Below are 25470 nucleotides of genomic sequence, written 5' to 3'. Positions count from 1 at the left end.
CGGCCGGGCGATTGGACCGTGCCACCGGCAGCAGGACTGACGGTCCGTCAGCCTACGCACGCACGACCGGGTGTCCGTGCCCGAGGCGGGCAGACCTCCACGGACGAGGGCACCGGGACCTGCCACCGACACCCGGTCAGCGCGCGGGAGCTCCCTCGTCTCGGGACTGCGAGGCGGCCAGCCGTTCCAGGGTGGCGACGGCGCGTTCGGCGTCGGCGGCGGCCACGAACAGGTGGTCGTGGTGGAAGCCCGCCACCACGTTGCAGCTGATGTTCTCCTCGGCCAGTCGGGTGGCCACCGCCGCGGTGAGGCCGACGGCCTCCAGGGCGGAGTGGATCCGGAGCGTGATCCAGGCGGCCACGTACTCGTACGGCAGCCCGAGTGCGTCCGCCTCCTCCTGGGCCACCACCACGGTGGGGCCCTCGGGTTCGGCCACCGTGACGATCGGCTGGAGTCCGACCGGCACCCGGGCCGACAGCGTGCAGTACACGTACCGCCCGGGGTTGAGCTCGGGGCGCATCCCGCTCAGCAGCTTCCGCAGATCACTCTCACCGGCCATGGCTGCCACGGTAGCCGGTGCGGGTGGGCCGTGCGGCGGGCGACACGGATCAGCCCGCCCCGTCCGGCTCCCTGGCCGCGACGGCGCGGCGGACGCCCGGCGCACTGTCCGCCGCGAGGGCCCGGACGGTCGGCCTGGGGGTCGACCGGTGCGCGGCGACGGCCCGCCGGACCAACTCGTCGGGGTGCACCGCCAGCAGCGCCAGCCACTCCGGGCCGGTGGCGGGCTGGGCGGCCAGCGCGCGCAGCACCCCGACCCCCGCCACGTCCCCGGCCCAGCGCACCGCGAGCTCCTCGGCCAGCGCGCTGGTCAGCCCGGTCCTGGCCGCCACCGCCCGGGCCACCTCCGGCTCCCCGGCTGCCAGTTCACGCAGCCGGGCGGTGGTCGTCCCGGCCTCCCCGGCCTCCCTGATCAGCGCTGCCGTTCCCATCCGGCCACCCCTTCCGAAGCTCCCCCTGCGGGCGACAGCCTGGCACGCCGAGGTGACTCCCCGTCAGTCCGGCGACCGGCCCCGTGCGACCCGGTCAGGCCCGATCGGCCCCGGTGGGTCCGCGCCGGTACGCTGCCCCGGCCGGTACGGACAGGGGCGGGGGCGACGTGGACTGGTTGTCGGAGTGGGGTGCCCGGCGGTCGGTGGCCGAAGTGGCGGCCGGGGCGCTGGCGGTGAACGTGGGGCTGTTCCTGGTCTCGGTGCTGGTGGGCGGGTGGCTGGTGCGCCGGTTCGGGCAGCGGCGGGTGACGCCGCCGCCCGGTCCGGTCAGTCCGCTGGAGCGGGTGCTGATGGCGACCGCCGTGGTCCTGAACGCCGGTGTCGGGGTGGCCGGTTGGCTGCTCTGGCGGGCCGGGTGGATCCGGCTGTCGACCGACTCCGGGCCCTGGGCGCTGGCCGAACTGCTGCTGCTCACCCTGCTGATGGACGCGCTGATGTACGGCGGGCACTGGCTGGCGCACCGGCGCCGGCTGTACCGGTTGGTGCACGAGACGCACCACCGGTTCCCGGAGCCGGGGCCCGCCACGCTGTTCGTGCTGCACCCGTTGGAGGCGCTGGGCTTCGGCGGGACGTGGCTGGCGGTGCTCTGCCTGTGGGGGATGTCGGTCACCGCCGTCGGCGGGTACGTCGTCGTCAACCTGGTCTTCGGGCTCCTCGGCCACCTCGGGGTGGAGCCGTTCCCGGCCCGGGTCCGGCGGTGGCGGCTGTTCCGCTGGGTGGCGCTGCCGACGTTCCACGCCGGGCACCACGCCGACCCCGGCGTCAACCTGGGCTTCTACACCACGGCCTGGGACCGGCTGTTCGGCACCGTCGACCCGGGCTACGACGCCGCGCGCACCGCCGATCAGCCGACCAGGTCCGAGGGGTCGGTGTTGGCACCGCAGAGCACGACGGCGACCCGCTCGCCCGGGTCGGGGCGGTAGCCGCCCGGTGCGGTGAGCGCGGCCAGCGCGGTGGCCGCGCCGTGCTCGACCACCACCCGGCGCTGGTCCCAGAGGAGTTGACGGGCCTTCACGATCTCGCCGTCCGGCACGGTGACCGAGACCACGCCGTCCTGGCGGGCGGCGTGCAGGGCCATCTCGGAGGCGCGGCGGGCGCCGAGCGAGTCGGCCGCGACGGAGGAGACCGGGACGTCCACCACCCGGCCCGCCGCCAGCGCGGCGTTCAGCGCCCGGCAGTCCGACGGCTCGACCGCCACCGTGCGCAGGCCGTGCCGCCGGGCGGCGGTGGCCACCCCGGCGAACAGCCCGCCGCCGCCGACGGCGACCACAACGGTGTCCAACCCGGGCAGCAGGGCCAGGAGTTCCGCCACCAGGGTGCCGGCGCCGGCGGCGATCAGCGGGTGGTCGTACGCGTGCGAGGCCAGCGCGCCGGCGGAGCGGGCGAAGTCCTCGCAGGCGGCCAGCGCCTCGGCGTACTCGGTGCCGACCAGGCGGACGTCCGCGTCCAGGCCGCGCAGCTTGTCGACCTTGAAGCGGGGCGCGGTGGCCGGGACGAAGACGGTGGCCCGCACCCCCTGCTCCCGGGCGGCCCAGGCACAGGCCAGACCGGCGTTGCCACCGGAGGCGATGGTGACCCCGGCCGTCGGCAGGGTGCCCGCCTCGCGGTGCGCGGCCAGGAAGTTGACGGCTCCCCGGGCCTTGAACGAGCCGGTGTGCTGCATGAACTCGGTCGCGACCCAGACCTCGCCGGAGTCGTACGGCGCCACCGCCACCGGCCTGGTCCGGCCGGCGATCCGCCGCTCGGCCTGCTCGACGTCGGCGAAGGTCAGGGACTGCTGCATGGAGGGTGCTCCGCTCGGCTCGGTTGCCTCGTACGGTACCCGTCGCCCCGGGTCAGGCCGCGAGGCCCAGGCCGTAGGCGACCACCGCCGGGGCCAGGTACACCAGCGGGAACGGGACGTGGGCGTACGAGCGGGCCCGGATCACGGTGACGACGGCGCCGAGGTAGTAGAGGGCCAGTCCGACGGTGGCGGCGAGGCCGACCACCGGGAGGACGAGACCGGCCAGCAGACCGAGCGCACCCGCGGCCTTGGCCAGGCCGAGCGGGGTCCACCAGGTCCGCGGCACCCGGTACTCGACCATCGCCTGGACCACCCAGTCGGCCCGGGACAGCAGCGAGTAGGCGGAGAAGCCCGACATGGCGGCGGCCAGGACGGTGACGACGAGGTGGGCGATCTGCATGGCGGTCTCCTCGGTGGGCGGCGCCCGGAGCGGGTCCGCTCCGGTACGCCTCACCGCATTGACCCGGTGGGGGAGGCGAGTGTGACCGGACCGGGAAAAAACTTCTCCGGGCCGCCCGGGGCTGAGGGGACGTCAGCCTTCGGGGTCGTACTCGTAGCGCCAGCGCCAGCGTCCCTTGGGGTCGTGCTCCTTGGCCCGGTGGTAGACCAGCGTGGTGGCGGGGGTCTCACCGTGGGCCGGGACCGGGACGCGGTAGGTCTTCGGGACGTTGTTGAACGGGGTCAGCGCGATGGGGAGAACCCGCCCGTCCAGCGGGCCGCCGTGGAATTCGGTGTCCGTGCTTCTCACGGTTCCACCCTACGGGGGCGCCGGGGCGGCGGTGTGAAGGAGATCGGGAGCCGGTGTGACCGGCGCAGCACCGCCCCCGGTCGGAACGGCCCCCCCGGCACCCTTATCCTGCTCTGTACGCCCCCGGGGTTTCCCGGGTCGGCGGGCCCTCGTACGGGCCGGGTGAGGTGCGCACGGCGCGCCCGCCCGCCGAGCCTCAACTCTCGTGTCCGTACCGTGCCCCCGGGCGTTCGGCCGTCCGGCAACCCCGGCTCCGGCCTTCGGCGAAGCTGCCGGATCAACCGCGTCCCCGGGAGTAACGGGGCGGGCTCCGGCGTTGCGTCGGATGTTGCGTCGGTCGCTGTGTCACACCAGGCACGGCAACTACAGCAGGTGCGGAAGGGGCCCGATGGAAGCCAGCAGCAGCAGGTGGACCAGTTGGTGGCAGCGACGAGAGCGCGAGCGTGCCACCGCCGCGACCGGGGTGGACGCGGCAGGTCGACTGGATCTGCTGCTCGGTGCGGTGCGGGCGGGCTTCCCGCTGGCGCCGGCCGCGCACCCGGCGGGGCACCGTTGTTCGTGCGACCGGGTCGGCTGTCCGGCGCCGGCCCAGCACCCCGTCTCGTTCGCCTGGCAGTCCCAGGCCACCGTCGATCCCGAGCAGCTGGCCCGCTGGCTGTCCCGTGACCCGCAGGCCAACTTCATCACCGCCACCGGCCGCGCCCACGACGTGCTGGACGTCCCGGCCGAGGCCGGGCGGCTGGCGCTGGAGCGGCTCGACGCGCTCGGCGTGCACGGCCCGGTGGCCGCGGTCGGCGAGGACCGCTACCTGTTCTTCACCGCCACCCGGGGCACCCCGGTGGACGAGGACGAGTGGTGGCCGAGCGTGCTGGACAGCACGCCCGACACCATGTCCGAGCACCCCGGCCTGCGCTGGCACTGCCGGGGCTCCTACACGCTGCTGCCGCCGGCCTCGCTGCCGGACGGCTCCGAGGTGCGCTGGCTGCGCGGCCCGGAGTACGCCCTGCCGGACGCGCTCCGGGTGCTCGACGTGCTGACCGACGCCTGCACCGAGGTGGGCGCGGTCGCCGAGGAGCAGTGGCTGATCGGCTGACCGCGCCCCGGGCCCGCCCGGCCTAAGGGAGCGTCAGGATCTCGGCGCCGTCGGCGGTGACCAGCAGGGTGTGCTCGAACTGGGCGGTGCGCTTGCGGTCCTTGGTGACCACCGTCCAGCCGTCGGCCCAGATCTCGTAGTCGTACGTGCCCAGGGTGAGCATCGGCTCGATGGTGAAGGTCATCCCGGGCTTGATCACCTCGGTGGCCCGCTCGCTGTCGTAGTGCGGGATGATCAGGCCGGAGTGGAACGAGGTGTTGATCCCGTGGCCGGTGAAGTCGCGGACCACGCCGTAGTCGAAGCGCTTGGCGTAGGACTCGATCACCCGGCCGATCACGTTGATCTGCCGGCCCGGCCTGACCGCCTTGATCGCCCGGTCCAGGGACTCCCGGGTGCGCTCGACCAGCAGCCGGGACTCCTCGTCCACCTCGCCGCAGAGGTAGGTGGCGTTCAGGTCGCCGTGCACGCCGTGGATGTAGGCGGTGGCGTCGATGTTGACGATGTCGCCGTCCTGCAGCACGGTCGAGTCCGGGATGCCGTGGCAGATCACCTCGTTGATCGAGGTGCAGACCGACTTGGGGAAGCCCCGGTAACCGAGGTCGGACGGGTAGGCGTCGTGGTCGCACATGTACTCGTGGGCGACCGCGTCGAGCTCGTCCGTGGTCACCCCGGGGGCGATCAGCTTGGCGGCCTCCGCCATCGCCCGGGCCGCGATCCGGCCGGCGATCCGCATCTTCTCGACCGTCTCCGCGGTCTGCACCTCGGGGCCGGTGTACGGGGTCGGCTTGGGCTTGCCGACGTACTCCGGGCGCGGGATGTGCGCGGGGACCTTGCGGATGGGGGACTGGATGCCGGGTACGAGAGCCATGGTCGCGAGTCTATCGGCCGGGTCGCGGAGCACCCGGCCGTGCGTGCGAAGCCCGGGGCGGGGCATGATCGTCACAGGACGACGGAGGGAGCAGTCGATGGTGTTCGGCAGGAGCAAGCCGACCGGCAAGCCCGGCGAGTGGTTCTGGTGCATCAAGCACGCCAAGGTCGAGGAGGGCCCGGAGTGCCCGGCCAAGGACCGGCTCGGTCCGTACGCCAGCCGGGAGGAGGCGGCCCACGCGCTGGAGACCGCCGCCGAGCGCAACCAGGAGTGGCGCCAGGACCCGCGCTGGAACGACGGCGACGGGGGCAGGCCGGAGAGCTGACCGGGGGTCAGGCGGCGGCCGCCTCCCGGGTGGCCGCCTCGGCCTCGTGCCGGGCCCGGACCAGCGCGACGTTCGGGTCCGTCCGGTCGTCGTAGCGCAGCAGCTGCGGCACCGCCGCGACCAGCCCGAGCACGCCGACCACACAGGCCAGGCCGCCGGCCCAGACCGAGCCGCGGACGCCGACCAGTCCGGCCATCCCACCGGCCCTGACCTGGCCGAGCTGCGGGCCGACCGAGTAGCTGAGCAGCTCCACCCCGGCCAGCCGCCCGCGCAGTTGGTCGGGGATGGACTGGTTCCAGACGGTCGACCTGGCCACCCCGCTGATCTGGTCCGCGCCACCGGCGGCGGCCAGGCAGAGCAGCACCAGCCAGATGTCGCCGACCAGCCCGGCCAGCGTGATCGAGACGCCCCAGCCGAGCGCGGCCAGCACCAGCATCCGGCCGTGCCGGTGGATCCCCGAGGTCCACCCGCTGGTCGCCGAGACCACCAGCGCACCGGCGGCGGTGGCGCCGTACATCAGGCCGAGCGCCCAGTCGGCGCGCAGGTCGGAGGCCCAGAAGGCGTAGATCGCCACCGGGTAGGCGAACAGCATCGCGCAGGTGTCGATGACGTACGTGCTCAGCAGGTCGCGGCGGCCCCAGGCGTACTTGACGCCGGTGACGATCGCGCCCAGCGAGGGCTTGTCGGCGCCGGTCGACGGCGGGACGGCCCGCATCCGGGCCAGCAGCAGCAGCGAGACCCCGAAGGTGAGCACGTCCATCGCGTACGCGGTCTGCACCCCCGCCACCGCGACGATCACGCCGGCCACGGCCGGGCCCGCCACCGAAGCGGCGTTCCGGTAGAGCGAGTTGAGCGCGAAGGCGGCGGTCAGCTGGTCGTGCGCGACGATCCGCGGGGTGAGCGAGTCCAGCGCCGGGCGCTGGAGCCCGTCCACCGCGGCGACCAGCCCGGCCACCAGGTAGATCGGCCAGAGCACCGGGTTCGGCAGCAGCGCGTTCAGCAGCAGCAGCGAGGAGAGCAGCAGCAGCCCGGCCTCGGCGCAGAGCACCAGCTTGCGCCGGTCCAGCGCGTCGGCGAGCGCGCCGCCCCAGAGGCCGAAGACGATCAGCGGGACGAGTTCGACCGCGCCGATCAGGCCGACCGCGAAGGAGGAGTTGGTCAGGTGCTTGATCTGCAGCGGCACCGCGACGTACGTCAGGAAGCTGCCGAAGGAGGAGACGCAGCCCGAGCTCCAGAGCAGCCGGAAGTCCCGGGAGGACCGCCACGGGGTGAGGTCGGGCCGGATCCGCTGCCAGCGGGAGGGTGGGGTGGTCACGGGGAGCCATCCTGCGGCGGCCGGTCGGACGGCCGCAACCGAATTACCAGTGCGCGACGGGCGAGCCGGTGAGCCGCTCGGCGAGCCTGGCCAGCCGGGACGCGGGGGCCCCGGCGGCCGAGCTGACCAGGTGTTGGACCAGGTCGAACGGCTCGGGCCCGGCATCCGGCACGGTCAGCCGCTCGTGCACCAGACCGGCCAGCTCCGGGTCGCCGGTGTCCACCGCGAGCACCGTCGCCCCGCCGCGCCGGGCGTCCCGCACCCGCTCCAGCAGCCCGGCCTCCGCCGCGGCGGGTGCCACCAGCAGTACGGTCGCGCCGCGCCGAGCCTCCGTCAGACCGCGCAGCCCGTACGAGAGATGGGCCGGCGCGCCGGACTCGACCCGGTGGCGCAACAGGACCGGGGCCAGCCGGGTGACCCCCGAGCGGGTGGCCTCCTCGTCCAGATGGGCGGCCAGGTGCCAGGGTTCGTACGCCTCGGTGCCGACCAGCAGCAGGCCACGGGCGGTGCGGCGGCCCACCGAGCGGCGCAGCGCCCCGCCGAGGAGCAGGGCGGACTCGGGCCAGCCGGTACCGGCCAGCCGTTCGCGTAGTGCTGAAACTCTCACCGGGTCCATGGAGCAAGAGGATGGAGCAGGCCCGGGGGCTTTGGCAGGATCTTCGGCATGACTACCCACGATTCAGTGACCACCCCCGACCTCCCCGACGTCTCCGGTCTGGTGGTCGGTGTCCTCGGCGGCACCGGCGACCAGGGGCGTGGGCTGGCCTTCCGGCTGGCCCAGGCCGGCCAGCAGGTGGTGATCGGCTCCCGGACCGCCGAGCGCGCGGCGGCCGCGGCGGCCGAGATCGGCTTCGGCGTGCGGGGCGCCGACAACGCGGAGTGTGCCCGGCAGAGCGACCTGGTGATCGTCGCGGTGCCGTGGGACGGCCACGCCGCCACGCTGTCCGGGCTGCGCGAGGAGCTGGCCGGGAAGATCGTGGTGGACTGCGTCAACCCGCTCGGCTTCGACAAGCAGGGCGCCTACGCGCTCAAGCCGGAGGAGGGCAGCGCCGCCCAGCAGGCCGCCGCCCTGCTGCCGGACTCCCGGGTGACCGCCGCCTTCCACCACCTCTCGGCGGTGCTGCTGCAGGACGCGTCGATCGACCGGATCGACACCGACGTGCTGGTGCTCGGCGAGGACCGGGAGGCCACCGACCTGGTCCAGGCGCTGGCCGACCGGATCCCGGGCATGCGCGGCATCTTCGCGGGCCGGCTGCGGAACGCCCACCAGGTCGAGTCGCTGGTCGCCAACCTGATCTCGGTGAACCGCCGGTACAAGGCGCACGCGGGCCTGCGGATCACCGACGTCTGACCCCGTCGGGAGCGGGCGGAGCGGTCGGCGAGAATGGGGGCCGACCGTTCCCGGCCCTAGGAGTCCCGCGCCATGCCCCGCAACGCCCTCTTCGCCTCGATCATCTGTGTCCTCGCACTGGTCGCCGCCGTGGTCTCGCTGGTCCAGGGCCGCTGGCTGGGGCTGATCTGGATCCTGATGGCCGGCGTCTTCAGCAACATCGCCTGGTACCACCTGCGCCGGGCCCGCCAGGCGAAGGCGGTTCCGCCGCAGGGCTAGCCGGACCGGCCGTACCATGTAACATTTCACTGTCGGTCGATGGGGGGATGACGCGATGTCAGGTACGGCTCTGGTGGTGCGCGGCGGCTGGGCGGGACACGCGCCAGTCGAGGCCGCCGAGTGGTGTGTGCGGCTGCTGGAACGGGACGGTTTCCGGGTGCTGGTCTCCGACACCCTGGACAGCTACCTGGACGACGGGCTGCTGGCCGCCACCGACCTGGTGGTGCAGTGCTGGACGATGGGCCGGATCGCCGACGACCAGGCCGCCGGGCTGTCCCGGGCGGTCCGGGCCGGGACCGGGCTCGCGGGCTGGCACGGCGGGATCGTCGACGCGTTCCGGGACTGCACGGACTACCAGCTGATGACGGGTGGTCAGTTCGTCCACCACCCGCGCGAGTTCGTCCGCTACCGGGTCGACCCGGTGGCCGCCGGGCACCCGGCGATGGCCGGGGTCGGCCCGTTCGAGGTGACCACCGAGCAGTACTACCTGCACGTCGACCCGGCGGTGGAGGTGCTCGCGAGCACCGTGTTCGCCGAGGACCCGGACCACCCCGAACTCGCGGGCACCGTCATGCCGGTGACCTGGACCAGGCGGTGGGGCGCGGGCCGGGTGTTCGTCAGCACCATCGGCCACACCCCGGCCGACCTGGCCGTCCCCGAGGTGGAACTGATGATCGGGCAGGGGATGACATGGGCGAGCAGGTGACGGAGCTCCGGGTCGGCGTGGTCGGCGCGGGGCGGATCAGCGCGGTCTACCTGGACACCCTCACCCGCCTGCCCGGCACCAGGGTGACGGCGGTCGCCGACCTGGACCCGGGCCGGGCCGAGGCCGCCGCCCGGACCGTGCCGGACGCCCGGGCCACCGGGCTCGACGAGCTCTGCACCGCCGCCGACGTCGACCTGGTGCTCAACCTGACCGTCCCGGCCGCGCACGCCGAGGTCGCCCACCGCGCGATCGCCGCCGGCAAGCACGTGTACGGGGAGAAGCCGCTGGCCGCCACCACCGGCGAGGCCCGCGAGCTGCTGACCGCCGCCGCCTCGGCCGGGGTCCGGATCGGCTGCGCGCCCGACACCGTGCTCGGCACCGGTCTGCAGACCGCCCGCGCGGTGCTCGACGCGGGCCGGATCGGCACCCCGCTGGCCGCCACCGCCTTCATGACCACGCCGGGGCACGAACTCTGGCACCCCGACCCGGACTTCTACTACCGCCCCGGTGGTGGCCCGCTGTTCGACATGGGCCCGTACCACCTGAGCGCGCTGGTCACCCTGCTCGGTCCGGTCCGCCGGGTGACCGGCCTGGCCGCCACCCCGCGCCCGGTCCGCACGGTCGCCAACGGCCCCCGGGCCGGCACCAGGATCGAGGCCGAGGTGGCCACCCACGTCACCGGCGTCCTGGAGCACGTCGGCGGCGCGCTGACCACCCTGCTGATGAGCTTCGACGTCTGGGCCGCCCGGCTGCCGGACATCGAGGTGTACGGCACGGCCGGCTCGCTCTCCGTCCCCGACCCGAACCACTTCGACGGCCCGGTCCGGCTGCACGGCGCCGACGAGGCCGGCTGGTCGACGCTGGCACCGAGCGCGGGCTACCGGGACGCGGCCCGGGGCCAGGGCGTGGCCGACCTGGCCCGCTCTCTCGTCACCGGCACCCCGCACCGGGCGGGCGCCGAGCTGGCCCACCACGTGCTCGACGTCATGGAGTGCCTGCTCACCGCCACCACCGAGGGCCGCCAGGTCGAGGTGCCCAGCACCTGCGAGCGGCCGGCGGCCGTCCCGCTCGGCTAGGGCCTGTCCGGCGGATCTTGCCGGGCGCGCGACGCCGGATCATCCCGCCTGGACGCACGCCCGAATCGCCCAAGTACGTCCAGTACGAGGCCGACTCGGGCGCACGCCCAGACGGGCGCCCGACGCCGCGCGCTGATCCGCCAAGATCCGCCGGACAGGCCCTAGTTCTTCCAGAAGCGGAACAGGAAGTCGCCGAGCGCGCTGAGCCGGGGGTCGACGCCGAAGAGCTCGACCGCCGAGTAGACCAGGTCGAAGAACCACCGGTTCACCTCGGGCTGCCAGAGCAGCGCGAAGACCGCGAGCAGCCCGTACGGGGCGAACGGCTCGACCGCGCGGCGGGTCCTGAGCGAGAGCCAGGGCTCGATGATGCCGTAGCCGTCCAGGCCCGGGACGGGCAGCAGGTTCAGCAGGGCCGCGCTGATCTGGAGCAGGCCGAGGAAGGCGAACGCGGCGGCCAGCGGGGAGACCGTCAGCCGGTGGCCGTCGATCTCGGCGAAGACCGAGGGGTCGTCCAGCCAGCCGGCCCCGATCGGGATCAGCAGGACGGCCGCGCAGAGCAGGTTCACCAGCGGGCCCGCCGCCGAGACCAGGCTGTGCTTCCAGCGGCCCTGGATGCGGTGCCGCTCGATGTAGACCGCGCCGCCGGGCAGGCCGATGCCGCCCAGGATCACGAAGATCACCGGGAGCACGAAGCTCAGCAGGGCGTGGGTGTACTTGAACGGGTTGAGGGTCAGGTAGCCCTTGGCGCCGATCGAGATGTCGCCGCCGTGCAGCGCGGTGCGGGCGTGCGCGTACTCGTGCAGGCAGAGCGAGACCACCCAGCCGGCCACCACGAACAGGAAGACGCCGAACCGGGCGCTGCCGTAGCCGGTGGCCAGCGCCCAGCCCGCCGTGCCGAGGGTCGCGAGCAGTACCCAGAACACCGGACTGATCCGGCGGTCCTCGCTGCGCGAGCGCTGGGTTTCGGCGAAGGTCATGGCGGGTTGGCTCCGATGCGTGGGAAGGACCGACGGTCGATCATGCCGGGTCGGCGGTGCCCCGGACAAGGCGTGTCAGGTGAACGGACCGTCCGGGGCCGGGGTTCCGTCCGTGGGCGGGCCCGGCGTCACCCAGAATGGGCGGGTGCACTACGGCATCCTCGGAACCACCACCGCCCACCACGACGACGGCACCCCGGTCCCGCTCGGCGGTGCCCGGCTGCGCGCGCTGCTCACCGCGCTGGTGCTGCGCCAGGGCCGGCCCGTCCCGGCCGACCTGCTGGTGGACGAGGTCTGGGGCGCCGACCCGCCGCAGGACTCGGCCGCCGCGCTGCAGACCCTGGTCGGCCGGCTGCGCCGGACGGTCGGCCGCGAGCAGGTCGGCTCCGGGCCGGCCGGGTACTGGCTGACCGACCCGGCCAGCGACCTGACCGGCTTTCAGCGGCTCGCCGCCGACGGCCGCCGGGCCGCCGAGCAGGGCGACCACGCGTCGGCCGCCGAGCGGCTGACCGCCGCGCTCGCGCTCTGGCGCGGCCCTGCGCTGGCCGACCTGCCGGACCGGGGCGGCTCCGCCACCCGGCTGGAGGCCGACCGGGACGAGGTCCGCCGGGACCGGATCACCGCCGAGCTCGCGCTCGGCCGGGCCGCCGGGGTGACCGCCGAGCTGGCCGAGCTCTGCGAGCTGCGGCCGCTGGACGAGCCGCTGGCCGTCCTGCTGATCCGCGCGCTGCGCGACGGCGGCCGGACGGCCGAGGCGCTCCAGCAGTACGAGCGCACCCGGCGGGCGCTGGCCGACCAGCTCGGCACCGACCCGGGCGAGCCGCTCCGGGCCCTGCACCGGGACCTGCTGAACGGCGCCGAGCCCGCCCCGGTGCGGGCCCCCGAGCGGGCCAGGGCGGCCGGCAACCTGCGCCCGAGGCTGACCAGCTTCGTCGGCCGGGGCGAGGACCTGGCGGCGGTCCGGGTCGCCCTGACCGCCGGGCGGCTGACCACGCTGACCGGCCCCGGCGGCTCCGGCAAGACCCGGCTCTCGGTCGAGGCCGCGCTCGCCGAGCAGGCGTCCGGCCGCTGGCCGGACGGCGTCTGGCAGGTCGAGCTGGCCTCGCTGGACGACCCGGCCGCCACCCCCGGCGCGGTGCTCTCCGCCCTCGGCCTGCGGGAGACCGTGCTGCACACCGGCGGCGCGGTCGGCGAGGCGGCCCGGGTGCACGATCCGGTCCGGCGGCTGGTCGAGCACTGCGCGCAGCGCCGGATGCTGCTGGTGCTGGACAACTGCGAGCACCTGGTCCAGGCCGCCGCCGAGCTGGCCGACCACCTGCTCGCCGAGTGCCCGGGGCTGACCGTGCTGGCCACCAGCCGGGAGCCGCTCGGCGTCCCCGGCGAGGCGCTGCTGCCGGTCGAACCGCTGCCCGGCGAGGTCGCGCTGCGGCTGCTCGCCGAGCGCGGCGCCGCCGCCAGGCCCGGCTTCGACCCGGCCGAGGACCCGGCCGCCTGTGCCGAGATCTGCCGCCGGCTGGACGGCCTGCCGCTGGCCGTCGAACTGGCCGCGGCCCGGCTGCGCGGTCTGACCCCGCGTCAGATCGCCGACCGGCTGGACGGCCGGTTCGGCCTGCTGACGGCGGGTTCGCGCACCCTGCTGCCCCGGCAGCAGACCCTGCGCGCGGTGGTGGACTGGAGCTGGGACCTGCTGGGCAAGCGCGAGCGTGCGGTGCTGCGCAGGCTCGCGGTCTTCGCGGGCGGCTGCACCCTGGAGGGCGCCGAGCAGGTCTGCGCCGACGAGGCCGGGGTGCCCCGGGAGGAGGTCGCCGACCTGCTGCTCTCGCTGGTCGACAAGTCGCTGCTGGTGGCCGGTCTCGGCGCGCACCCGCGCTACCGGATGCTGGAGACCATCCTGGAGTACGCGACGGAGCGGCTGGCCGAGGCCGACGAGCCGGAGGTGGCGCTGCGTCACGTCCGGTACTACCGCGAGCTGGTGCGCAACGCCGAGCTGCGGGTGCACGGCCCCGAGCAACTGCACTGGCTGGACGTGCTGGAGCGCGAGCAGGACAACATCCGGGCCGCGCTGCGCCGTTCGATCGACCGCCGGGAGGAGCAGGAGGCGCTGGTCCTGGCGCTCGGGATGAGCTGGTTCTGGCAGCTGCGGGACTACCGCAGCGAGGCCCAGGGCTGGTATCAGGAGATCGCGGCGCTCGGCCCCGACGCCTTCGCCGAGGACGCCCGCCCGCCCGTCCCGCTCACCGAAGGGCCGCTGGACGCACCGCTGCCGATGTCCGCGGACATGCTGGACGAGGCCCGGCGGCAGGTCCAGCTGTTCAAGCTGGTCACCTTCTTCACCGGAAGCATGGAGCAGCTCCGCGAGACCGACGCGGTCGCACTCGCCCAGCGGGTGCTGACCGTCTACACCCCGGACCTGCCGCAGTCCTTCCGGTTCCCGGCGCTGATGCGGGTGTTCGCCGCCTTCCTGGCCGGCCGGATGGACACCATGAAGGACCTGCTGGACGGTGCGGTGGCGGGGGCCAGGGTGCACGGCCGCCCGGGCGACCTGGCGTTCGTCCTGCAGATCCGGGCCAGGATGCTGAACGACTGGGTCGGCGGTCTGCCGCAGGCCGTCCGGGACAGTGCGGAAGCACTGGAGATCTTCACCCGGATCGGCGACAAGTGGGGCCGCTCGGAGGCGCTGGCCGCGCAGGCCGAGGCGATGGGCAACGAAGGGGACATCGAGGGGGCCGCCGAGACGTACCGGCAGTCGATCGGGCTGGCCGAGGAGCTCGGTGCGCACCACGAGGTGCCGATGCTCAAGGTCCGGCTCGGCGAGGCGGTGCTGCAGAGCGATCCGGTGCTCGGCGAGCGGCTGGTGCGGGCCGCGCTGGCCGAGGTGGAGCCGGGCAGCCAGTCGGCGGACGGGGCCCAGCTGTTCGGCAACCTGGTGCTCTGCTCGGTGCACACCCGCCGGGGCGAGTACGCCGAGGCGCTGGCCAGGCTGGACTTCCTGATGGCGCAGCGGCAGCTGCTCGGCCCGCTGGTGCCCGAGGTGTTCGGCGGGATGCTGCTGTGCATCCGCGGCTGGGTGGTGGCCAGGTCGGGCGAGCCGGCGCAGGCCCTGGCGCTGCTCCGGCAGGGCCGGGGGCTGATGCGGCAGGCGGACGGCTCGGCCGGGGTGTTCGCCGAGCACATGACGGTGCTGCTGCTGCCCGGGTTCACCGGCACCCTGCTGATCGTCGCCGAGATCCGGGGCGATCTGCGGATGGCCAGGTTCGCCACGGTGCTGCTGGGCGCCCACGACCGGCTGCACGGCCCGCGCGGCACCTTCATCGAGCGGCGGGAGCTGCTGGAGGCCGAGCGGACCGCCCGGGAGCTGCTCGGCGAGGCCGAGTACCTGGCCGCGTACGCCGAGGGCGGCGGTCTCGACCTGGCCGGGACCGCCGCCCTGATGGACGAGGTGGAGCAGTTCTGAGCCGGCGTCAGGTCCGCTTGCGGAACCGGGCCACGGCCAGCGGGGCGGTGACTGCGGTGACCCCCACCGACCAGATCAGCACGATCAGCACCGAGTGGGTGAGCGCCCCGCCGTTGATCAGGCTGCGGCAGGCGTCGGCCAGCGCGGAGAGCGGGTTGTAGGTGGTGAAGGTCTGCAGCCAGCCCGGCATGGTGCCGGTCGGGGCGAAGATCGAGCTGCCGAACTGGAGCGGCATGATGACCAGCATCGAGACCCCCTGGACGGCCTGCACGCTGCGCAGCGACATGCCCAGCAGCATCGAGATCCAGATGATCGACATGCCGAACGTCAGCGACAGGCCGACGGCGGCGAGCAGGTGCAGGAAGCCGGTCTTGATCTCCAGCCCGAGGATCATCGCGAAGCCGATCAGGATGGTGAAGGACACCAGCGCGCGCAGCATCTCGGCGGCGATCTTGGAGACCAGCACCGCGGACCGGCCGATCGGCAGGGTGCGGAACCGGTCCATCACACCGGTCTGGAAGTCGCTGTTCAGTCCGGTGCCGACGGCCATCGCGAGGTTCAGCCCGGTGGTGCCGAGCAGCCCGGGGATCATGTACTGGATGTACTCCTGGCGGGTCGGGAACAGCGCCCCGCCGAAGACGTAGACGAACAGCACGGTGAAGATGATCGGCACCAGCAGGGCGTCGAGCATCGACTCCGGGTCGGCCTTGATCCGCATCAGGTTGCGGCGGGTCAGTGCGCCGACGTGCCGGAGGGTGGCCCGGGGGCCGATCCGGACGTCGTCGGCGGTCAGCGGCGCGAGGCCGGGTGCGGCGGGGGTGAGGGTTGCGGCGCTCATGCCACGGCCTCCTTCTGCAGGGTCGGGACGGCGTCGGTGGGGGCGGACTTGCCGGTGATGGTCAGGAAGACCTCGTCCAGGCTGGGCAGCTTGGTGTCGATCCCGGCGATGCCGAAGCCGCGCGAGCCGAGCACGCCGATCACGGTGGTGAGCTGGTCGTCGTCGATGAGCTGGACCGAGAGCAGGTCGGTGTCGGTGGAGAAGGTGACCGAGGTCAGGCCGCTCTCCTGCAGGCAGCGGGCCATCTCCGACAGCTCGGCCGGGTGCACCGGGCGGACCTGCAGGGTGCGGCCGCCGACCTGGGACTTGAGTTCGGCGACCCCGCCGTTGGCGATCACCCTGCCCCGGTCGATCACGGTCAGCTCGTCGGCGAGCTGCTCCGCCTCCTCCATGTACTGGGTGGTGAGCAGCACGGTGGCCCCCTCCGTCACCATCCGCTGCACCTCGTCCCAGACCTCGTTGCGGGTGCGCGGGTCGAGCCCGGTGGTCGGCTCGTCCAGGTAGAGCACCTTGGGACTGCCGATCATCGAGGCGGCCAGGTCGAGCCGGCGGCGCATGCCGCCGGAGTAGGTCTTGGCCGGGCGCCCGGCCGCCTCGGTGAGCGAGAACCGCTCCAGCAGCTCGGTGGCCCTGGCTTTGGCCTGCTTGGCGGACAGGTCGAGCAGCCGGCCGATCAGGTAGAGGTTCTCGTACCCGGAGAGCAGCTCGTCGACCGAGGCGTACTGGCCGGTCAGGCCGATGGTGCGGCGCAGCTGCTTGGGCTGGCGCAGCACGTCGTAGCCGCCGACGAAGGCGGTGCCCGCGTCCGGCTTGATCAGGGTGGAGAGGACCCGGACCAGCGTGGTCTTGCCGGCGCCGTTCGGGCCGAGCACGCCGAGCACGGTGCCCTGGCGGACGGTCAGGTCGACCCCGTCCAGGGCCTTGGTCTCGCCGTAGTGCTTGACGATGCCTCGTACCTCGACGGCGTTCGTGCCGCTGAGCCCCCGGTCGTTCGGGGCGATGTCGTTTCGGTTCATGGCATCAGCCTGCCGGGGGCCGCTGTCACGCCGCTGTCAGTCGGCTGTCGCGGCTGTCAGGGCGCTGACGCGGCGTCACCGGAGTGTTCTCGGTCACCCTGCGACTGTTCAACCTGACGACGCCTCAGATTCATGACTATAGTGAAATATCACATTGCAGCAGCGAGCGGCGTGGGGCCGCTCGCGCTGCTCACAGGGAGGGAACTTCAATGTTCCGCAAGCTTCTCGTCGCCGCCGGTGCGGCCGGTCTGGCACTCGCCGCCACCCCGGCCTCGGCCACCACCACGACCACGGTCACCTGTGGCTACTCGGGCCTGCAGTCCGGCCTGCAGACCAAGGTGTGCGCCGAGGTCACCGGCGACCAGGTGCAGCTGTACGGGCAGATCGGCCTGGCGGGCCCGCCGAGCCCCGGCACCGTGCTCCAGCCGAAGGAGCTCACCGTCAACCTGACCGGCCAGATCGTCGGCGGCGCCTCGCTCGGCACCGTGCAGGGCTACCGCACCTTCACCGCCTCCACCATCCAGGTGCGCGGTGTCGGCGGCACCGTGCCGTGCGGCTCGACCGTGCACGCCTCGTTCTCGGTGGCGTCCTACCCGTGGTCCCCGAACCCGGTGACGCTGGACCTGCCGATCGCCTGCTGATGACGCGTCCCTGAGACGCGGAAGGGCGGTACCGGGGCCCCGGTACCGCCCTTCCTTGCTGTGCCGACTACTTGAAGGTGTGCTCCGGCGCCGGGAAGGTGCCCGCGCCGACCTCGGCCGCGAACTCCCGGGCGGCGTTGCCGAGCACCGACCGCAGGTCGGCGTACTGCTTGACGAACTTGGGCACCCGGCCCGCGGTCATCCCGGCCATGTCGGTCCACACCAGCACCTGGGCGTCGGTGCCCGCCCCCGCGCCGATGCCGACGGTCGGGACCGCCAGCTGCTCGGTGACCTGCGCGGCCAGCTCGGCCGGTACGGCCTCCAGCACGACGGCGAAGGCACCCGCCTGCTGGACCGCCTTGGCGTCCCGGAGCAGCTGGTGCGCGGCCTCGTCGCCGCGCCCCTGCACCGGGTAGCCGCCGAAGGCGTGCACCGACTGCGGGGTCAGCCCGATGTGGGCCATCACCGGGACGCCGGCCTCGACCAGCAGCTCGATCGAGCGGGCGCTGCGCTCGCCGCCCTCCAGCTTGACCGCGCCCACCCCCGCCTCCTTCATCAGGCGGGCCGCGTTGTGCATGGCCTGCGCGGGCGACTCCTGGTACGAGCCGAACGGCATGTCGCCGATCACCAGGGCGCGCCGGGTGCCGCGCACCACGGCGGCCGACAGCATCACCATCTGATCCATCGTCACCGGGACGGTGGTCTCGTAGCCCAGGTGGCAGTTGCCGGCCGAGTCGCCGACCAGCAGCACCGGGATGCCGGCCTCGTCGAAGACCCCGGCGGTGAGCGCGTCGTAGGCGGTGAGCATCGCCCACTTCTCACCGCGCTGCTTGGCGGCGGCGATGTCGCGGACGGTCACCCGGCGGTTGGTGACCCCGCCGTAGAGGGTGTGGCCCTCGCCCTTGTCCTTGCCCTGGGCAGGCTGAAGCGGAGAAGCGTTCATGGAACAGGCTCCTGAAGGTTGTCGTCTCGTGGCGCCGTACGGCGTCCCCGGATCTGCTCCCATGCTTGCACGCCGGCCCCGCTTGGCAAAGGGCGGGCGCACCCCGGGTTCTTTGCCCAGAATTTACGATACGGGACCGTCTCGTATCGTAAAGCTCGATACTCTGATTCCGAGACGCTTCCGACTCGTAATGCCCGCTCACCGGGGGAGACCCAACTCATGACCACCGCCGCACCGTCCCGGATTCCCGAGGCCGTCCATCGCCGCCGCTGGGCGATCCTGGGCACGCTGGTGCTCGCCCTGCTCGTCGTCGTCCTCGACAACTCGATCCTCAACGTGGCGATGAAGACCATCGCCTCGCCCGCGCCCACCGGGCTCGGGGCCAGCCAGAGCGATCTGGAATGGTCCATCAACTCGTACACCCTGGTCTTCGCCGGGCTGCTGTTCACCGCCGGGCTGCTCGGCGACCGGCTCGGCCGCAAGTGGTCGCTGCTCGGCGGCATGGTGGTCTTCGGCCTCGGGTCGCTGCTCTCCGCACTGGCCGCCTCGCCCGGTGAACTCATCGGCTACCGCGCGGTGATGGGCCTGGGCGGCGCCTTCGTGATGCCCGCCACGCTGGCCATCATCATGAACGTCTTCGAGCGCAGCGAGCAGCCGAAGGCGATCGGCATCTGGGCCGGCGCGGTCGGCCTGGCGATCGCGATCGGCCCGATCACCGGTGGCGTGCTGATCGAGCACTTCTGGTGGGGCTCGGTCTTCCTGGTGAACGTCCCGATCGTGCTGATCGCCCTGGTCGCGATGGCGCTGCTGGTGCCCAACTCCAAGGACCCGAACCCGGGCCGGCTCGACCCGGTCGGCGTGCTGCTCTCGATCGTCGGCCTGGTCGCGCTGATCTACGGCATCATCAAGGGCGGCGAGCTGGCCGACTTCACCGCGGCGGCGGCCTGGGTGCCGACCCTCGGCGGTGTGCTGGTGCTGGCCGGCTTCGTGCTGTGGGAGAAGCACACCGACCACCCCGCGATGAACGTCGGCTGGTTCCGCAACAAGGTCTTCAGCGCCTCCGTCACGGTGATCGGCCTGGTCTTCTTCGCGCTGATGGGCGTCTCCTTCTTCGGGGTCTTCTACATCCAGAGCGTGCGCGGCTACAGCCCGCTGCAGGCCGGTGTGCTGATGCTCCCGCTGGCGGTCGCCCAGCTGCTGTTCGCGCCGCGGGCCCGGCTGGTGGTGGACCGCTTCGGCGTCCGGGCCACCTGTGCGGCCGGCATGGCCCTGATCGCGGTCGCCTTCCTCGGCTACCTGCTGCTCGGCCAGACCACCCCGATCTGGCTGCTGGTGGTGCTCGGCTTCCTGATGGGCACCGGCATGGCGCACGTGATGCCGCCGGTCACCGTGGCGATCATGGGCTCGCTGCCCCGGGAGAAGGCCGGCGCGGGCTCCGCGCTGAACAACACCTTCCGCCAGGTCGGCGGCTCGCTCGGGGTGGCCGTGCTCGGCGCGGTGCTCTCCACCGTGTACCGGGACGGCGTCTCCGACTCGCTCGGCCAGCTGCCGCCCGCGCTGCGGGACAAGGCCGGCGAGTCGCTGGAGGCGACCCTGGCGATCGCCGGGCGGGCGGGCGACACCGCCCTGGTCGGCCAGGCCCAGGAGTCCTTCATCCACGCCATGCACGTGGTCGCCGGGCTCTCCGCCGGGGTGACCGCGGTGGGCGTGCTGCTCGCCTGGTTCCTGCTGCCCGGCCGGGTCGCCACCCCGGCCGCGGGCCCGGCGCCGACCGTCGAACCCGGTGCCGAGCAGGGCGCCGAGCAGGTCGAGCGGGTCTGAGCGGCCGTCATGAATGATCAAGGTGGCGGCCGGGGCGGGCAGAATGGCCCCATGCAGACCGAAACCACCGTGCCCACCTCCGGCGGGGAGCTCTGTGCTCCCCGCCGGGGGCGGCCGCGCAGCGAGGCGGCCGAGCAGGCGATCGTGGCCGCCGTCGAGCGGCTGATGGAGGAGGGCACCGGCCTCGCCGAGCTCTCCATCGAACGGATCGCGGCCGCGGCGGGCGTCGGCAAGGCCACCATCTACCGGCGCTGGCCCAACAAGGAGGCCCTGCTGGTCGACGTGGTGGCCCGGCTGGAGGAGCAGCCGGAGCCGGTGCTCACCGACGCGGGCGTCCGGGAGAGCCTGATCGCGATGGTGGACGACATCCGGCGCCGGGGCCTGGCCAAGCGCTCCCGCTGGGCGCTCAAGGCCGCCCTCGGCCAGCTCGACACCTGGCCCGAGCTGCGTCAGCTGTACAAGGAGCGGATCATCAAGCCGCGCCGCGAGCTGGCCCGGGAGATCATCCGGCGCGGGGTGGCGGAGGGCGTGCTCCGGGACGACGTCGACGTCGAGCTGCTCACCGAGATGGTGATCGGCCCGATCCTGGTGCGGGCCGTGCTCTGGGGCGAGGGTCCGCTGGACGACGAGCGGCTGCCCGCCCAGATGGTCGACGCGGTGCTGGCCGGCGCCGGCGTGCGGCCGTCCGGTGGCGAATCTCACTGACCGGGGGCGCGCCGCAACCCGGCGCGGCTCCGGTGGCGTCTGTCCCGTCATAGGCTGAGCCGAGAATCCGACTAAATCGGTGGCAGCCCGACGAAGCGGAACAGCACGGAGGATCGGTTCATGGCACAGACGGACGAGACAGCGGCACCGACCGAAGGTGGGCGGCCCGCGGCTCGTCGGTTCTGGCGGACCGGCGGCTGGCGGCGCGGCACCTGGCGCCGGGGCCGGGTCCTGGCCGTGCTGGCCGGGCTGACGGCGGGTCTGCTCGCCTTCCACTCCTCGGTGCCCAACGCCGTCGGCAACCTGGGCAGCCTGCTGGAGACCTTCCTGCCCTGGCTCGGCCTGGCCGTCCCGGTGCTGCTGGTGCTCGCGCTGCTGCGCCGCTCGGCGCTCGCGCTGGTCGCGGTGCTGCTCCCCGCCGTGGTCTGGCTCAACCTGTTCGGCGGCCTGCTGACCGACAAGAGCACCGGCAAGGGCGACTTCACCGTGCTCACCCACAACGTGGCGGCGGCCAACACCGACCCGGCCGGCACGGTGCGGATGCTGAACGCCTCCGGCGCGCAGATCATCGCGCTGGAGGAGCTGGCGGGCGGCGCCGTCAGCACGTACGGCAAGGGCCTGGCCGCGGGTTACCCGTACCACGTGGTGGAGGGCACCGTGGGGCTCTGGTCCAAGTACCCGATCGGCGACACCCGGGTGGTGGACATCAAGATCGGCTGGACCCGGGCGTTCCGGACCACCGTGACGACCGGTCAGGGCCCGCTCGCGGTCTACGTCGCCCACCTGCCGTCGGTCCGGGTCAAGTTCGACGGCGGCTTCACGGCCGGGCAGCGCGACGTCAGCGCGCAGGCGCTCGGCGACGCGATCGAGGCCGAGCCGCTGAAGAAGGTGCTGCTGCTCGGCGACCTCAACGGGACCATGAACGACCGCTCGCTGGCGCCGGTCACCGCCCAGATGCGGTCCGCCCAGGGCGCGGCCGGGGACGGCTTCGGCTTCAGCTGGCCGGCCGGCTTCCCGCTGGCCCGGATCGACCAGATCCTCAGCAAGGGCGGCCTGAAGCCCACCGACTCCCGGGCGCTGCCGGCCGACGGCAGCGACCACCTCGCGGTCGCGGCGGACTACCGCTACTGAGCCGGGCCACCGCCCGAGCGGCCGTCAGCCCTGCCGCCAGCGGTTGGTGACGGGGAGCCGGCGGTCCCGGCCGAAGCCCTTGCGGGAGATCTTCGGCCCCGGCGGGTACTGCCGCCGCTTGTACTCGGCGGTGTCGACCAGCCGGACGATCCGGTCCACCACGGCCGGGTCGTAGCCCTGCGCCACGATCGCGTCCCGGCCCTGGTCGCCCTCGACGTACAGGTCGAGCACCGCGTCCAGCAGCTCGTAGTCCGGCAGCGAGTCGGTGTCCACCTGATCCGGCCTCAGTTCGGCCGACGGCGGCTTGTCGATGGTGTTGGCCGGGATCGGCGGCCGCTCGCCGCGCTCCTCGGCCAGCGCGTTGCGCCACCTCGCCAGCCGGAAGACCAGCGACTTGTAGACGTCCTTGATCGGCCCGTAGGCGCCCACCGAATCGCCGTAGAGGGTCGAGTACCCCACCGCCAGCTCGCTCTTGTTGCCCGGCGCCAGCACCAGGTGGCCCTCCTGGTTGGAGATCGCCATCAGCAGCGTGCCGCGCAGCCGGGACTGCAGGTTCTCCTCCGCCAGGCCGGTCAGCCCGAGCGTGTCCTGGTAGGCGTCGAACATCGGGGCGATCGACACCGTACGGAAGGTGAGGCCGGTCCGTTCCGCCAGGTCGGCCGCGTCGTCCCGGGAGTGCTGGGAGGAGTACCGGCTCGGCATCGACACGCAGTGCACGTTCGCCGCCCCGAGCGCGTCCACCGCGATCGCCGCCACCAGCGCGGAGTCGATGCCGCCGGACAGGCCGATCAGCACCGAGCCGAAGCCGTTCTTCCGGACGTACGCCCGGGTGCCCTCGACCAGCGCGCCGTAGATCTCCGCCTCGTCGTCCAGCCGGGGGGCGACCGGGTACCCGGGCTGCTCGCGCCGTTCGGGTTCGCCGCCCAGGTCGGTGCGGACCAGCTTGAGGCCGTTCACCAGTGGTCGGTCGGCCGGGTCGGGGTCGGCTGCCGCCAGCTCCAGGTCGACCACCAGCAGGGTCTGCTCGAACTGCGGCGCCCGCGCGATCACCTCGCCCTCGGCGCTCACCACCAGCGAGTCGCCGTCGAAGACCAGTTCGTCCTGGGCCCCGACCATGTTCAGGTACGCCAGCGGGCAGCCCGCCTCGGCCGCGCGCCGCCGGACCAGCTCCAGCCGGGCGTCGTCCTTGTCCTGCTCGTACGGCGAACCGTTGATCACCAGCAGCAGCCCGGCGCCGGCCTCGCGGGCCGCGCTCACCCGGCCGCCGTCCTGCCAGATGTCCTCGCAGACGGCCAGCGCCACGTCCACGCCGTGCAGCCGGAGCACCGAGAGCTGGTCGCCGGGCACGAAGTAGCGGTGCTCGTCGAAGACGCCGTAGTTGGGCAGGTAGTGCTTGGCGAAACGGTTCACCACCGCGCCCCGGTGCAGCACGGCGGCACAGTTCTGCGGCGAGCCGGCCGGCCGGTTCGCGGTCCGCCGCTCGGACCGTCCCAGGTAGCCGACCAGCACCGGCAGCTCGCCCAGGCCCTCGGCCGCCAGCCGCGCCGCGAGCTCCACCAGCGCCGCCCGGGACGCCTCCACGAACGAGCTCCGCAGCGCGAGGTCCTCGACCGGGTACCCGGTCAGGGCCATCTCGGGAAACGCGACCAGCTGGGCACCGGCCTCGGCGGCCCGCGCGGTCCAGCGCACCACCTCGTCGCAGTTGTGCGCGATGTCACCGACCCAGGGGTCGGTCTGGCTCAGGGCGACACGGAGATTCGGCATGCGGCCCAGTGTAATCGTCAAACTGACGCTATGTCTCGGCCGCGGGGCGATCCGGGGTGCCGTCGCAGCGCTTCGCACCGTGCGGAGCTAACCATCCGGACGAAGATCCGACATGATGGGGGCAGTTGTCGCCAGGCCGCCCCGGGCGGGCTTCGGGACGTAACACGAACGTAAAGAGCAGAGGTGAGACTGTCCCCATGGGCAAGCAGCAGGAGTTCGTGCTTCGTACGCTCGAGGAGCGTGACATCCGTTTCGTCCGGCTGTGGTTCACCGACGTGCTCGGGTTCCTCAAGTCGGTCGCCGTCGCTCCGGCCGAGCTTGAGCAGGCGTTCGAGGAGGGCATCGGGTTCGACGGCTCGGCGATCGAGGGCTTCGCCCGGGTCTACGAGTCCGACATGATCGCCAAGCCGGACCCGACCACGTTCCAGATCCTGCCCTGGCGTTCGGAGACCCCCGGCACCGCCCGGATGTTCTGCGACATCCTGATGCCCGACGGCTCGCCCTCGTACGCGGACCCCCGGTTCGTGCTCAAGCGCACCCTGGAGAAGGCGTCCGCGCTCGGCTTCACCTTCTACACCCACCCGGAGATCGAGTTCTTCCTGCTGAAGAACCTCCCCGGTGACGGCACCCCGCCGATCCCCGCCGACCAGTCCGGCTACTTCGACCACACCCCGCGCGGGGTCGGCCACGACTTCCGGCGCCAGGCCATCACCATGCTGGAGTCGATGGGCATCTCGGTGGAGTTCTCCCACCACGAGGGCGCCCCCGGCCAGCAGGAGATCGACCTCCGCTACGCCGACGCACTCTCCACCGCCGACAACATCATGACGTTCCGTCTGGTCATGAAGGAGGTCGCGCTCGAACAGGGCGTGCACGCCACCTTCATGCCGAAGCCGTTCTCCGACCACCCCGGGTCGGGCATGCACACCCACCTCTCGCTGTTCGAGGGCGACCGCAACGCCTTCCACGAGTCCGGTGCCGAGTACCAGCTCTCCAAGGTCGGCCGCTCCTTCATCGCCGGCCTGCTCCGGCACGCCGCCGAGACCGCCGCCGTCACCAACCAGTGGGTCAACTCCTACAAGCGCATCTGGGGCGGCTCGCAGCGCACGGCCGGCGCGGGCGGCGAGGCCCCCTCGTACATCTGCTGGGGCCACAACAACCGCTCCGCCCTGATCCGGGTCCCGATGTACAAGCCCGGCAAGCAGGGCTCCACCCGGGTCGAGGTCCGCTCGCTGGACACCGGCTGCAACCCCTACCTCGCCTACGCCGTCACCCTGGCGGCCGGCCTGAAGGGCATCGAGGAGGGCTACGAGCTCCCGCCCGGCGCCGACGACGACGTCTGGGCGCTCTCCGACGCGGAGCGGCGGGCGATGGGGATCCAGCCCATGCCGCAGAACCTCGGCGAGGCCATCGACCTGATGCAGCGCAGCGAACTCGTCGCCGAGACGCTGGGCGAGCACGTCTTCGACTTCTTCCTGCGCAACAAGCGCCAGGAGTGGGAGGAGTACCGCTCGGAGGTCACGCCGTTCGAGCTGCGGAAGAACCTCCAGGTGCTGTAAGCGCAGGTCAGCGGCTTAGGGCAGACGACGAAGGCCCCGGATCAACGGA

The 25470-nt window shown here is 73.1% G+C and carries 26 protein-coding genes; 13 read left to right on the top strand and 13 right to left on the bottom strand.

The features are described from left to right. Positions 1–136: 136 nt before the first annotated feature. Entirely contained in the window at positions 137–559 is a 423-nt protein-coding gene (locus ACIRPK_RS04470; RefSeq protein WP_403032883.1) for an ACT domain-containing protein, read from the bottom strand. 49 nt (positions 560–608) lie between these two features. Then, positions 609–989, bottom strand: a complete 381-nt coding sequence (locus ACIRPK_RS04465; protein WP_403032880.1) for a hypothetical protein — start codon at positions 987–989, stop codon at positions 609–611. Positions 990–1156: 167 nt separating this feature from the next. Between ACIRPK_RS04465 and ACIRPK_RS04460 the strand changes: the two genes are divergently transcribed. Continuing rightward, positions 1157–1972: a sterol desaturase family protein gene (locus ACIRPK_RS04460; RefSeq protein ID WP_403032877.1), complete on the top strand. Its 816-nt coding sequence runs from the start codon at positions 1157–1159 to the stop codon at positions 1970–1972. Here ACIRPK_RS04460 and ACIRPK_RS04455 read toward each other — a convergent pair. The 3 genes from ACIRPK_RS04455 to ACIRPK_RS04445 form a co-directional block, all read right to left on the bottom strand. Beyond that, a complete protein-coding gene (locus ACIRPK_RS04455) occupies positions 1894–2832 on the bottom strand; it encodes a serine/threonine dehydratase (protein WP_403032875.1) in 939 nt (312 codons plus the stop codon). The two genes, ACIRPK_RS04460 and ACIRPK_RS04455, sit on opposite strands and share 79 nt — an antisense overlap. Positions 2833–2884: 52 nt before the next feature. Continuing rightward, positions 2885–3232, bottom strand: coding sequence for a DoxX family protein (locus ACIRPK_RS04450; protein ID WP_403032872.1), 348 nt, complete (start codon positions 3230–3232; stop codon positions 2885–2887). Between the two features lie 132 nt (positions 3233–3364). Beyond that, complete coding sequence (locus ACIRPK_RS04445; protein WP_403032870.1) at positions 3365–3580, bottom strand: hypothetical protein; 216 nt, start codon at positions 3578–3580, stop codon at positions 3365–3367. A 388-nt stretch (positions 3581–3968) separates the two neighbouring features. Between ACIRPK_RS04445 and ACIRPK_RS04440 the strand changes: the two genes are divergently transcribed. Further along, positions 3969–4673 (top strand): bifunctional DNA primase/polymerase, encoded by a 705-nt coding sequence (locus ACIRPK_RS04440; protein WP_403032868.1) that lies wholly within the window; start codon positions 3969–3971, stop codon positions 4671–4673. A gap of 22 nt (positions 4674–4695) precedes the next feature. Here ACIRPK_RS04440 and map read toward each other — a convergent pair whose 3' ends face one another. Further along, complete coding sequence (gene map, locus ACIRPK_RS04435) at positions 4696–5541, bottom strand: type I methionyl aminopeptidase (RefSeq protein ID WP_403032865.1); 846 nt, start codon at positions 5539–5541, stop codon at positions 4696–4698. A 97-nt stretch (positions 5542–5638) separates the two neighbouring features. On the opposite strand from map, the gene ACIRPK_RS04430 reads away from it, so the two are divergent. Next, the gene (locus tag ACIRPK_RS04430; RefSeq protein WP_403032862.1) at positions 5639–5866 is read left to right on the top strand and encodes a hypothetical protein; all 228 of its coding nucleotides are present in this window, start codon (positions 5639–5641) and stop codon (positions 5864–5866) included. A gap of 7 nt (positions 5867–5873) precedes the next feature. Here the strand turns inward: ACIRPK_RS04430 and ACIRPK_RS04425 are convergent, their stop codons facing one another. Further along, positions 5874–7181, bottom strand: a complete 1308-nt coding sequence (locus ACIRPK_RS04425) for an MFS transporter (RefSeq protein WP_403032859.1) — start codon at positions 7179–7181, stop codon at positions 5874–5876. 43 nt (positions 7182–7224) lie between these two features. Then, positions 7225–7797, bottom strand: coding sequence for a hypothetical protein (locus ACIRPK_RS04420; protein ID WP_403032856.1), 573 nt, complete (start codon positions 7795–7797; stop codon positions 7225–7227). Between the two features lie 48 nt (positions 7798–7845). Here ACIRPK_RS04420 and npdG point away from each other — a divergent pair, with 48 nt between their 5' ends. The 4 genes from npdG (at position 7846) to ACIRPK_RS04400 (ending at position 10572) form a co-directional block, all read left to right on the top strand. Beyond that, entirely contained in the window at positions 7846–8532 is a 687-nt protein-coding gene (npdG, locus tag ACIRPK_RS04415) for an NADPH-dependent F420 reductase (RefSeq protein WP_403032853.1), read from the top strand. A gap of 72 nt (positions 8533–8604) precedes the next feature. After that, complete coding sequence (locus tag ACIRPK_RS04410; RefSeq protein ID WP_403032851.1) at positions 8605–8790, top strand: hypothetical protein; 186 nt, start codon at positions 8605–8607, stop codon at positions 8788–8790. 55 nt (positions 8791–8845) lie between these two features. Then, positions 8846–9496, top strand: a complete 651-nt coding sequence (locus ACIRPK_RS04405) for a ThuA domain-containing protein (RefSeq protein ID WP_403032849.1) — start codon at positions 8846–8848, stop codon at positions 9494–9496. After that, a complete protein-coding gene (locus ACIRPK_RS04400) occupies positions 9481–10572 on the top strand; it encodes a Gfo/Idh/MocA family protein (protein WP_403032846.1) in 1092 nt (363 codons plus the stop codon). The genes ACIRPK_RS04405 and ACIRPK_RS04400 overlap by 16 nt, the downstream gene beginning before the upstream one ends. A 161-nt stretch (positions 10573–10733) precedes the next feature. On the opposite strand, the gene ACIRPK_RS04395 is transcribed toward ACIRPK_RS04400, so the two are convergent. Further along, positions 10734–11549, bottom strand: coding sequence for a site-2 protease family protein (locus ACIRPK_RS04395; RefSeq protein ID WP_403032843.1), 816 nt, complete (start codon positions 11547–11549; stop codon positions 10734–10736). 145 nt (positions 11550–11694) lie between these two features. Between ACIRPK_RS04395 and ACIRPK_RS04390 the strand changes: the two genes are divergently transcribed. After that, positions 11695–15003: a BTAD domain-containing putative transcriptional regulator gene (locus tag ACIRPK_RS04390; RefSeq protein WP_403032841.1), complete on the top strand. Its 3309-nt coding sequence runs from the start codon at positions 11695–11697 to the stop codon at positions 15001–15003. Between the two features lie 7 nt (positions 15004–15010). On the opposite strand, the gene ACIRPK_RS04385 is transcribed toward ACIRPK_RS04390, so the two are convergent. Together ACIRPK_RS04385 and ACIRPK_RS04380 are read right to left on the bottom strand one after the other, a co-directional pair. Next, positions 15011–15841 (bottom strand): ABC transporter permease, encoded by an 831-nt coding sequence (locus tag ACIRPK_RS04385; RefSeq protein ID WP_403032839.1) that lies wholly within the window; start codon positions 15839–15841, stop codon positions 15011–15013. Next, positions 15838–16857, bottom strand: coding sequence for an ATP-binding cassette domain-containing protein (locus tag ACIRPK_RS04380; RefSeq protein WP_403032836.1), 1020 nt, complete (start codon positions 16855–16857; stop codon positions 15838–15840). Before ACIRPK_RS04380 ends, ACIRPK_RS04385 begins: the two co-directional genes overlap by 4 nt. 209 nt (positions 16858–17066) lie before the next feature. Here ACIRPK_RS04380 and ACIRPK_RS04375 point away from each other — a divergent pair, with 209 nt between their 5' ends. Next, positions 17067–17498, top strand: a complete 432-nt coding sequence (locus ACIRPK_RS04375) for a hypothetical protein (RefSeq protein ID WP_403032833.1) — start codon at positions 17067–17069, stop codon at positions 17496–17498. Between the two features lie 67 nt (positions 17499–17565). On the opposite strand, the gene panB is transcribed toward ACIRPK_RS04375, so the two are convergent. After that, positions 17566–18441 (bottom strand): 3-methyl-2-oxobutanoate hydroxymethyltransferase, encoded by an 876-nt coding sequence (gene panB, locus ACIRPK_RS04370; protein ID WP_403032830.1) that lies wholly within the window; start codon positions 18439–18441, stop codon positions 17566–17568. A gap of 219 nt (positions 18442–18660) precedes the next feature. Here panB and ACIRPK_RS04365 point away from each other — a divergent pair, with 219 nt between their 5' ends. From ACIRPK_RS04365 to ACIRPK_RS04355, 3 genes are all read left to right on the top strand, one after another. Beyond that, a complete protein-coding gene (locus ACIRPK_RS04365) occupies positions 18661–20262 on the top strand; it encodes an MFS transporter (RefSeq protein WP_403032827.1) in 1602 nt (533 codons plus the stop codon). Between the two features lie 51 nt (positions 20263–20313). Further along, the gene (locus tag ACIRPK_RS04360; protein WP_403032824.1) at positions 20314–20967 is read left to right on the top strand and encodes a TetR/AcrR family transcriptional regulator; all 654 of its coding nucleotides are present in this window, start codon (positions 20314–20316) and stop codon (positions 20965–20967) included. A gap of 120 nt (positions 20968–21087) precedes the next feature. After that, a complete protein-coding gene (locus ACIRPK_RS04355) occupies positions 21088–22098 on the top strand; it encodes an endonuclease/exonuclease/phosphatase family protein (protein ID WP_403032821.1) in 1011 nt (336 codons plus the stop codon). A 24-nt stretch (positions 22099–22122) separates the two neighbouring features. Here the strand turns inward: ACIRPK_RS04355 and ACIRPK_RS04350 are convergent, their stop codons facing one another. Beyond that, positions 22123–23862 carry an NAD+ synthase gene (locus tag ACIRPK_RS04350; RefSeq protein ID WP_403032819.1) on the bottom strand — a complete coding sequence of 580 codons (1740 nt, stop codon included), beginning with the start codon at positions 23860–23862 and terminating at the stop codon, positions 22123–22125. Positions 23863–24059: 197 nt separating this feature from the next. Between ACIRPK_RS04350 and glnA the strand changes: the two genes are divergently transcribed. After that, positions 24060–25421: a type I glutamate--ammonia ligase gene (glnA, locus tag ACIRPK_RS04345; protein WP_057239125.1), complete on the top strand. Its 1362-nt coding sequence runs from the start codon at positions 24060–24062 to the stop codon at positions 25419–25421. Positions 25422–25470: the final 49 nt, after the last annotated feature.

Source organism: Kitasatospora sp. NPDC101801, from assembly GCF_044766665.1.
Classification (GTDB): domain Bacteria; phylum Actinomycetota; class Actinomycetes; order Streptomycetales; family Streptomycetaceae; genus Kitasatospora.
Note: the sequence above shows the minus strand (reverse complement) of the source record. Positions and strands in the feature narration are given on the sequence as shown.

Bases quoted from the DNA above. Each gene is read 5' to 3' on its own strand.
- ACIRPK_RS04470 (WP_403032883.1), bottom strand. From the start codon at position 559: ATGGCCGGTGAGAGTGATCTGCGGAAGCTGCTGAGCGGGATGCGCCCC.
- ACIRPK_RS04465 (WP_403032880.1), bottom strand. From the start codon at position 989: ATGGGAACGGCAGCGCTGATCAGGGAGGCCGGGGAGGCCGGGACGACC.
- ACIRPK_RS04455 (WP_403032875.1), bottom strand. From the start codon at position 2,832: ATGCAGCAGTCCCTGACCTTCGCCGACGTCGAGCAGGCCGAGCGGCGG.
- ACIRPK_RS04450 (WP_403032872.1), bottom strand. From the start codon at position 3,232: ATGCAGATCGCCCACCTCGTCGTCACCGTCCTGGCCGCCGCCATGTCG.
- ACIRPK_RS04440 (WP_403032868.1), top strand. From the start codon at position 3,969: ATGGAAGCCAGCAGCAGCAGGTGGACCAGTTGGTGGCAGCGACGAGAG.
- map (WP_403032865.1), bottom strand. From the start codon at position 5,541: ATGGCTCTCGTACCCGGCATCCAGTCCCCCATCCGCAAGGTCCCCGCG.
- ACIRPK_RS04430 (WP_403032862.1), top strand. From the start codon at position 5,639: ATGGTGTTCGGCAGGAGCAAGCCGACCGGCAAGCCCGGCGAGTGGTTC.
- ACIRPK_RS04420 (WP_403032856.1), bottom strand. From the start codon at position 7,797: ATGGACCCGGTGAGAGTTTCAGCACTACGCGAACGGCTGGCCGGTACC.
- npdG (WP_403032853.1), top strand. From the start codon at position 7,846: ATGACTACCCACGATTCAGTGACCACCCCCGACCTCCCCGACGTCTCC.
- ACIRPK_RS04410 (WP_403032851.1), top strand. From the start codon at position 8,605: ATGCCCCGCAACGCCCTCTTCGCCTCGATCATCTGTGTCCTCGCACTG.
- ACIRPK_RS04405 (WP_403032849.1), top strand. From the start codon at position 8,846: ATGTCAGGTACGGCTCTGGTGGTGCGCGGCGGCTGGGCGGGACACGCG.
- ACIRPK_RS04400 (WP_403032846.1), top strand. From the start codon at position 9,481: ATGGGCGAGCAGGTGACGGAGCTCCGGGTCGGCGTGGTCGGCGCGGGG.
- ACIRPK_RS04395 (WP_403032843.1), bottom strand. From the start codon at position 11,549: ATGACCTTCGCCGAAACCCAGCGCTCGCGCAGCGAGGACCGCCGGATC.
- ACIRPK_RS04385 (WP_403032839.1), bottom strand. From the start codon at position 15,841: ATGAGCGCCGCAACCCTCACCCCCGCCGCACCCGGCCTCGCGCCGCTG.
- ACIRPK_RS04380 (WP_403032836.1), bottom strand. From the start codon at position 16,857: ATGAACCGAAACGACATCGCCCCGAACGACCGGGGGCTCAGCGGCACG.
- ACIRPK_RS04375 (WP_403032833.1), top strand. From the start codon at position 17,067: ATGTTCCGCAAGCTTCTCGTCGCCGCCGGTGCGGCCGGTCTGGCACTC.
- panB (WP_403032830.1), bottom strand. From the start codon at position 18,441: ATGAACGCTTCTCCGCTTCAGCCTGCCCAGGGCAAGGACAAGGGCGAG.
- ACIRPK_RS04365 (WP_403032827.1), top strand. From the start codon at position 18,661: ATGACCACCGCCGCACCGTCCCGGATTCCCGAGGCCGTCCATCGCCGC.
- ACIRPK_RS04360 (WP_403032824.1), top strand. From the start codon at position 20,314: ATGCAGACCGAAACCACCGTGCCCACCTCCGGCGGGGAGCTCTGTGCT.
- ACIRPK_RS04355 (WP_403032821.1), top strand. From the start codon at position 21,088: ATGGCACAGACGGACGAGACAGCGGCACCGACCGAAGGTGGGCGGCCC.
- ACIRPK_RS04350 (WP_403032819.1), bottom strand. From the start codon at position 23,862: ATGCCGAATCTCCGTGTCGCCCTGAGCCAGACCGACCCCTGGGTCGGT.
- glnA (WP_057239125.1), top strand. From the start codon at position 24,060: ATGGGCAAGCAGCAGGAGTTCGTGCTTCGTACGCTCGAGGAGCGTGAC.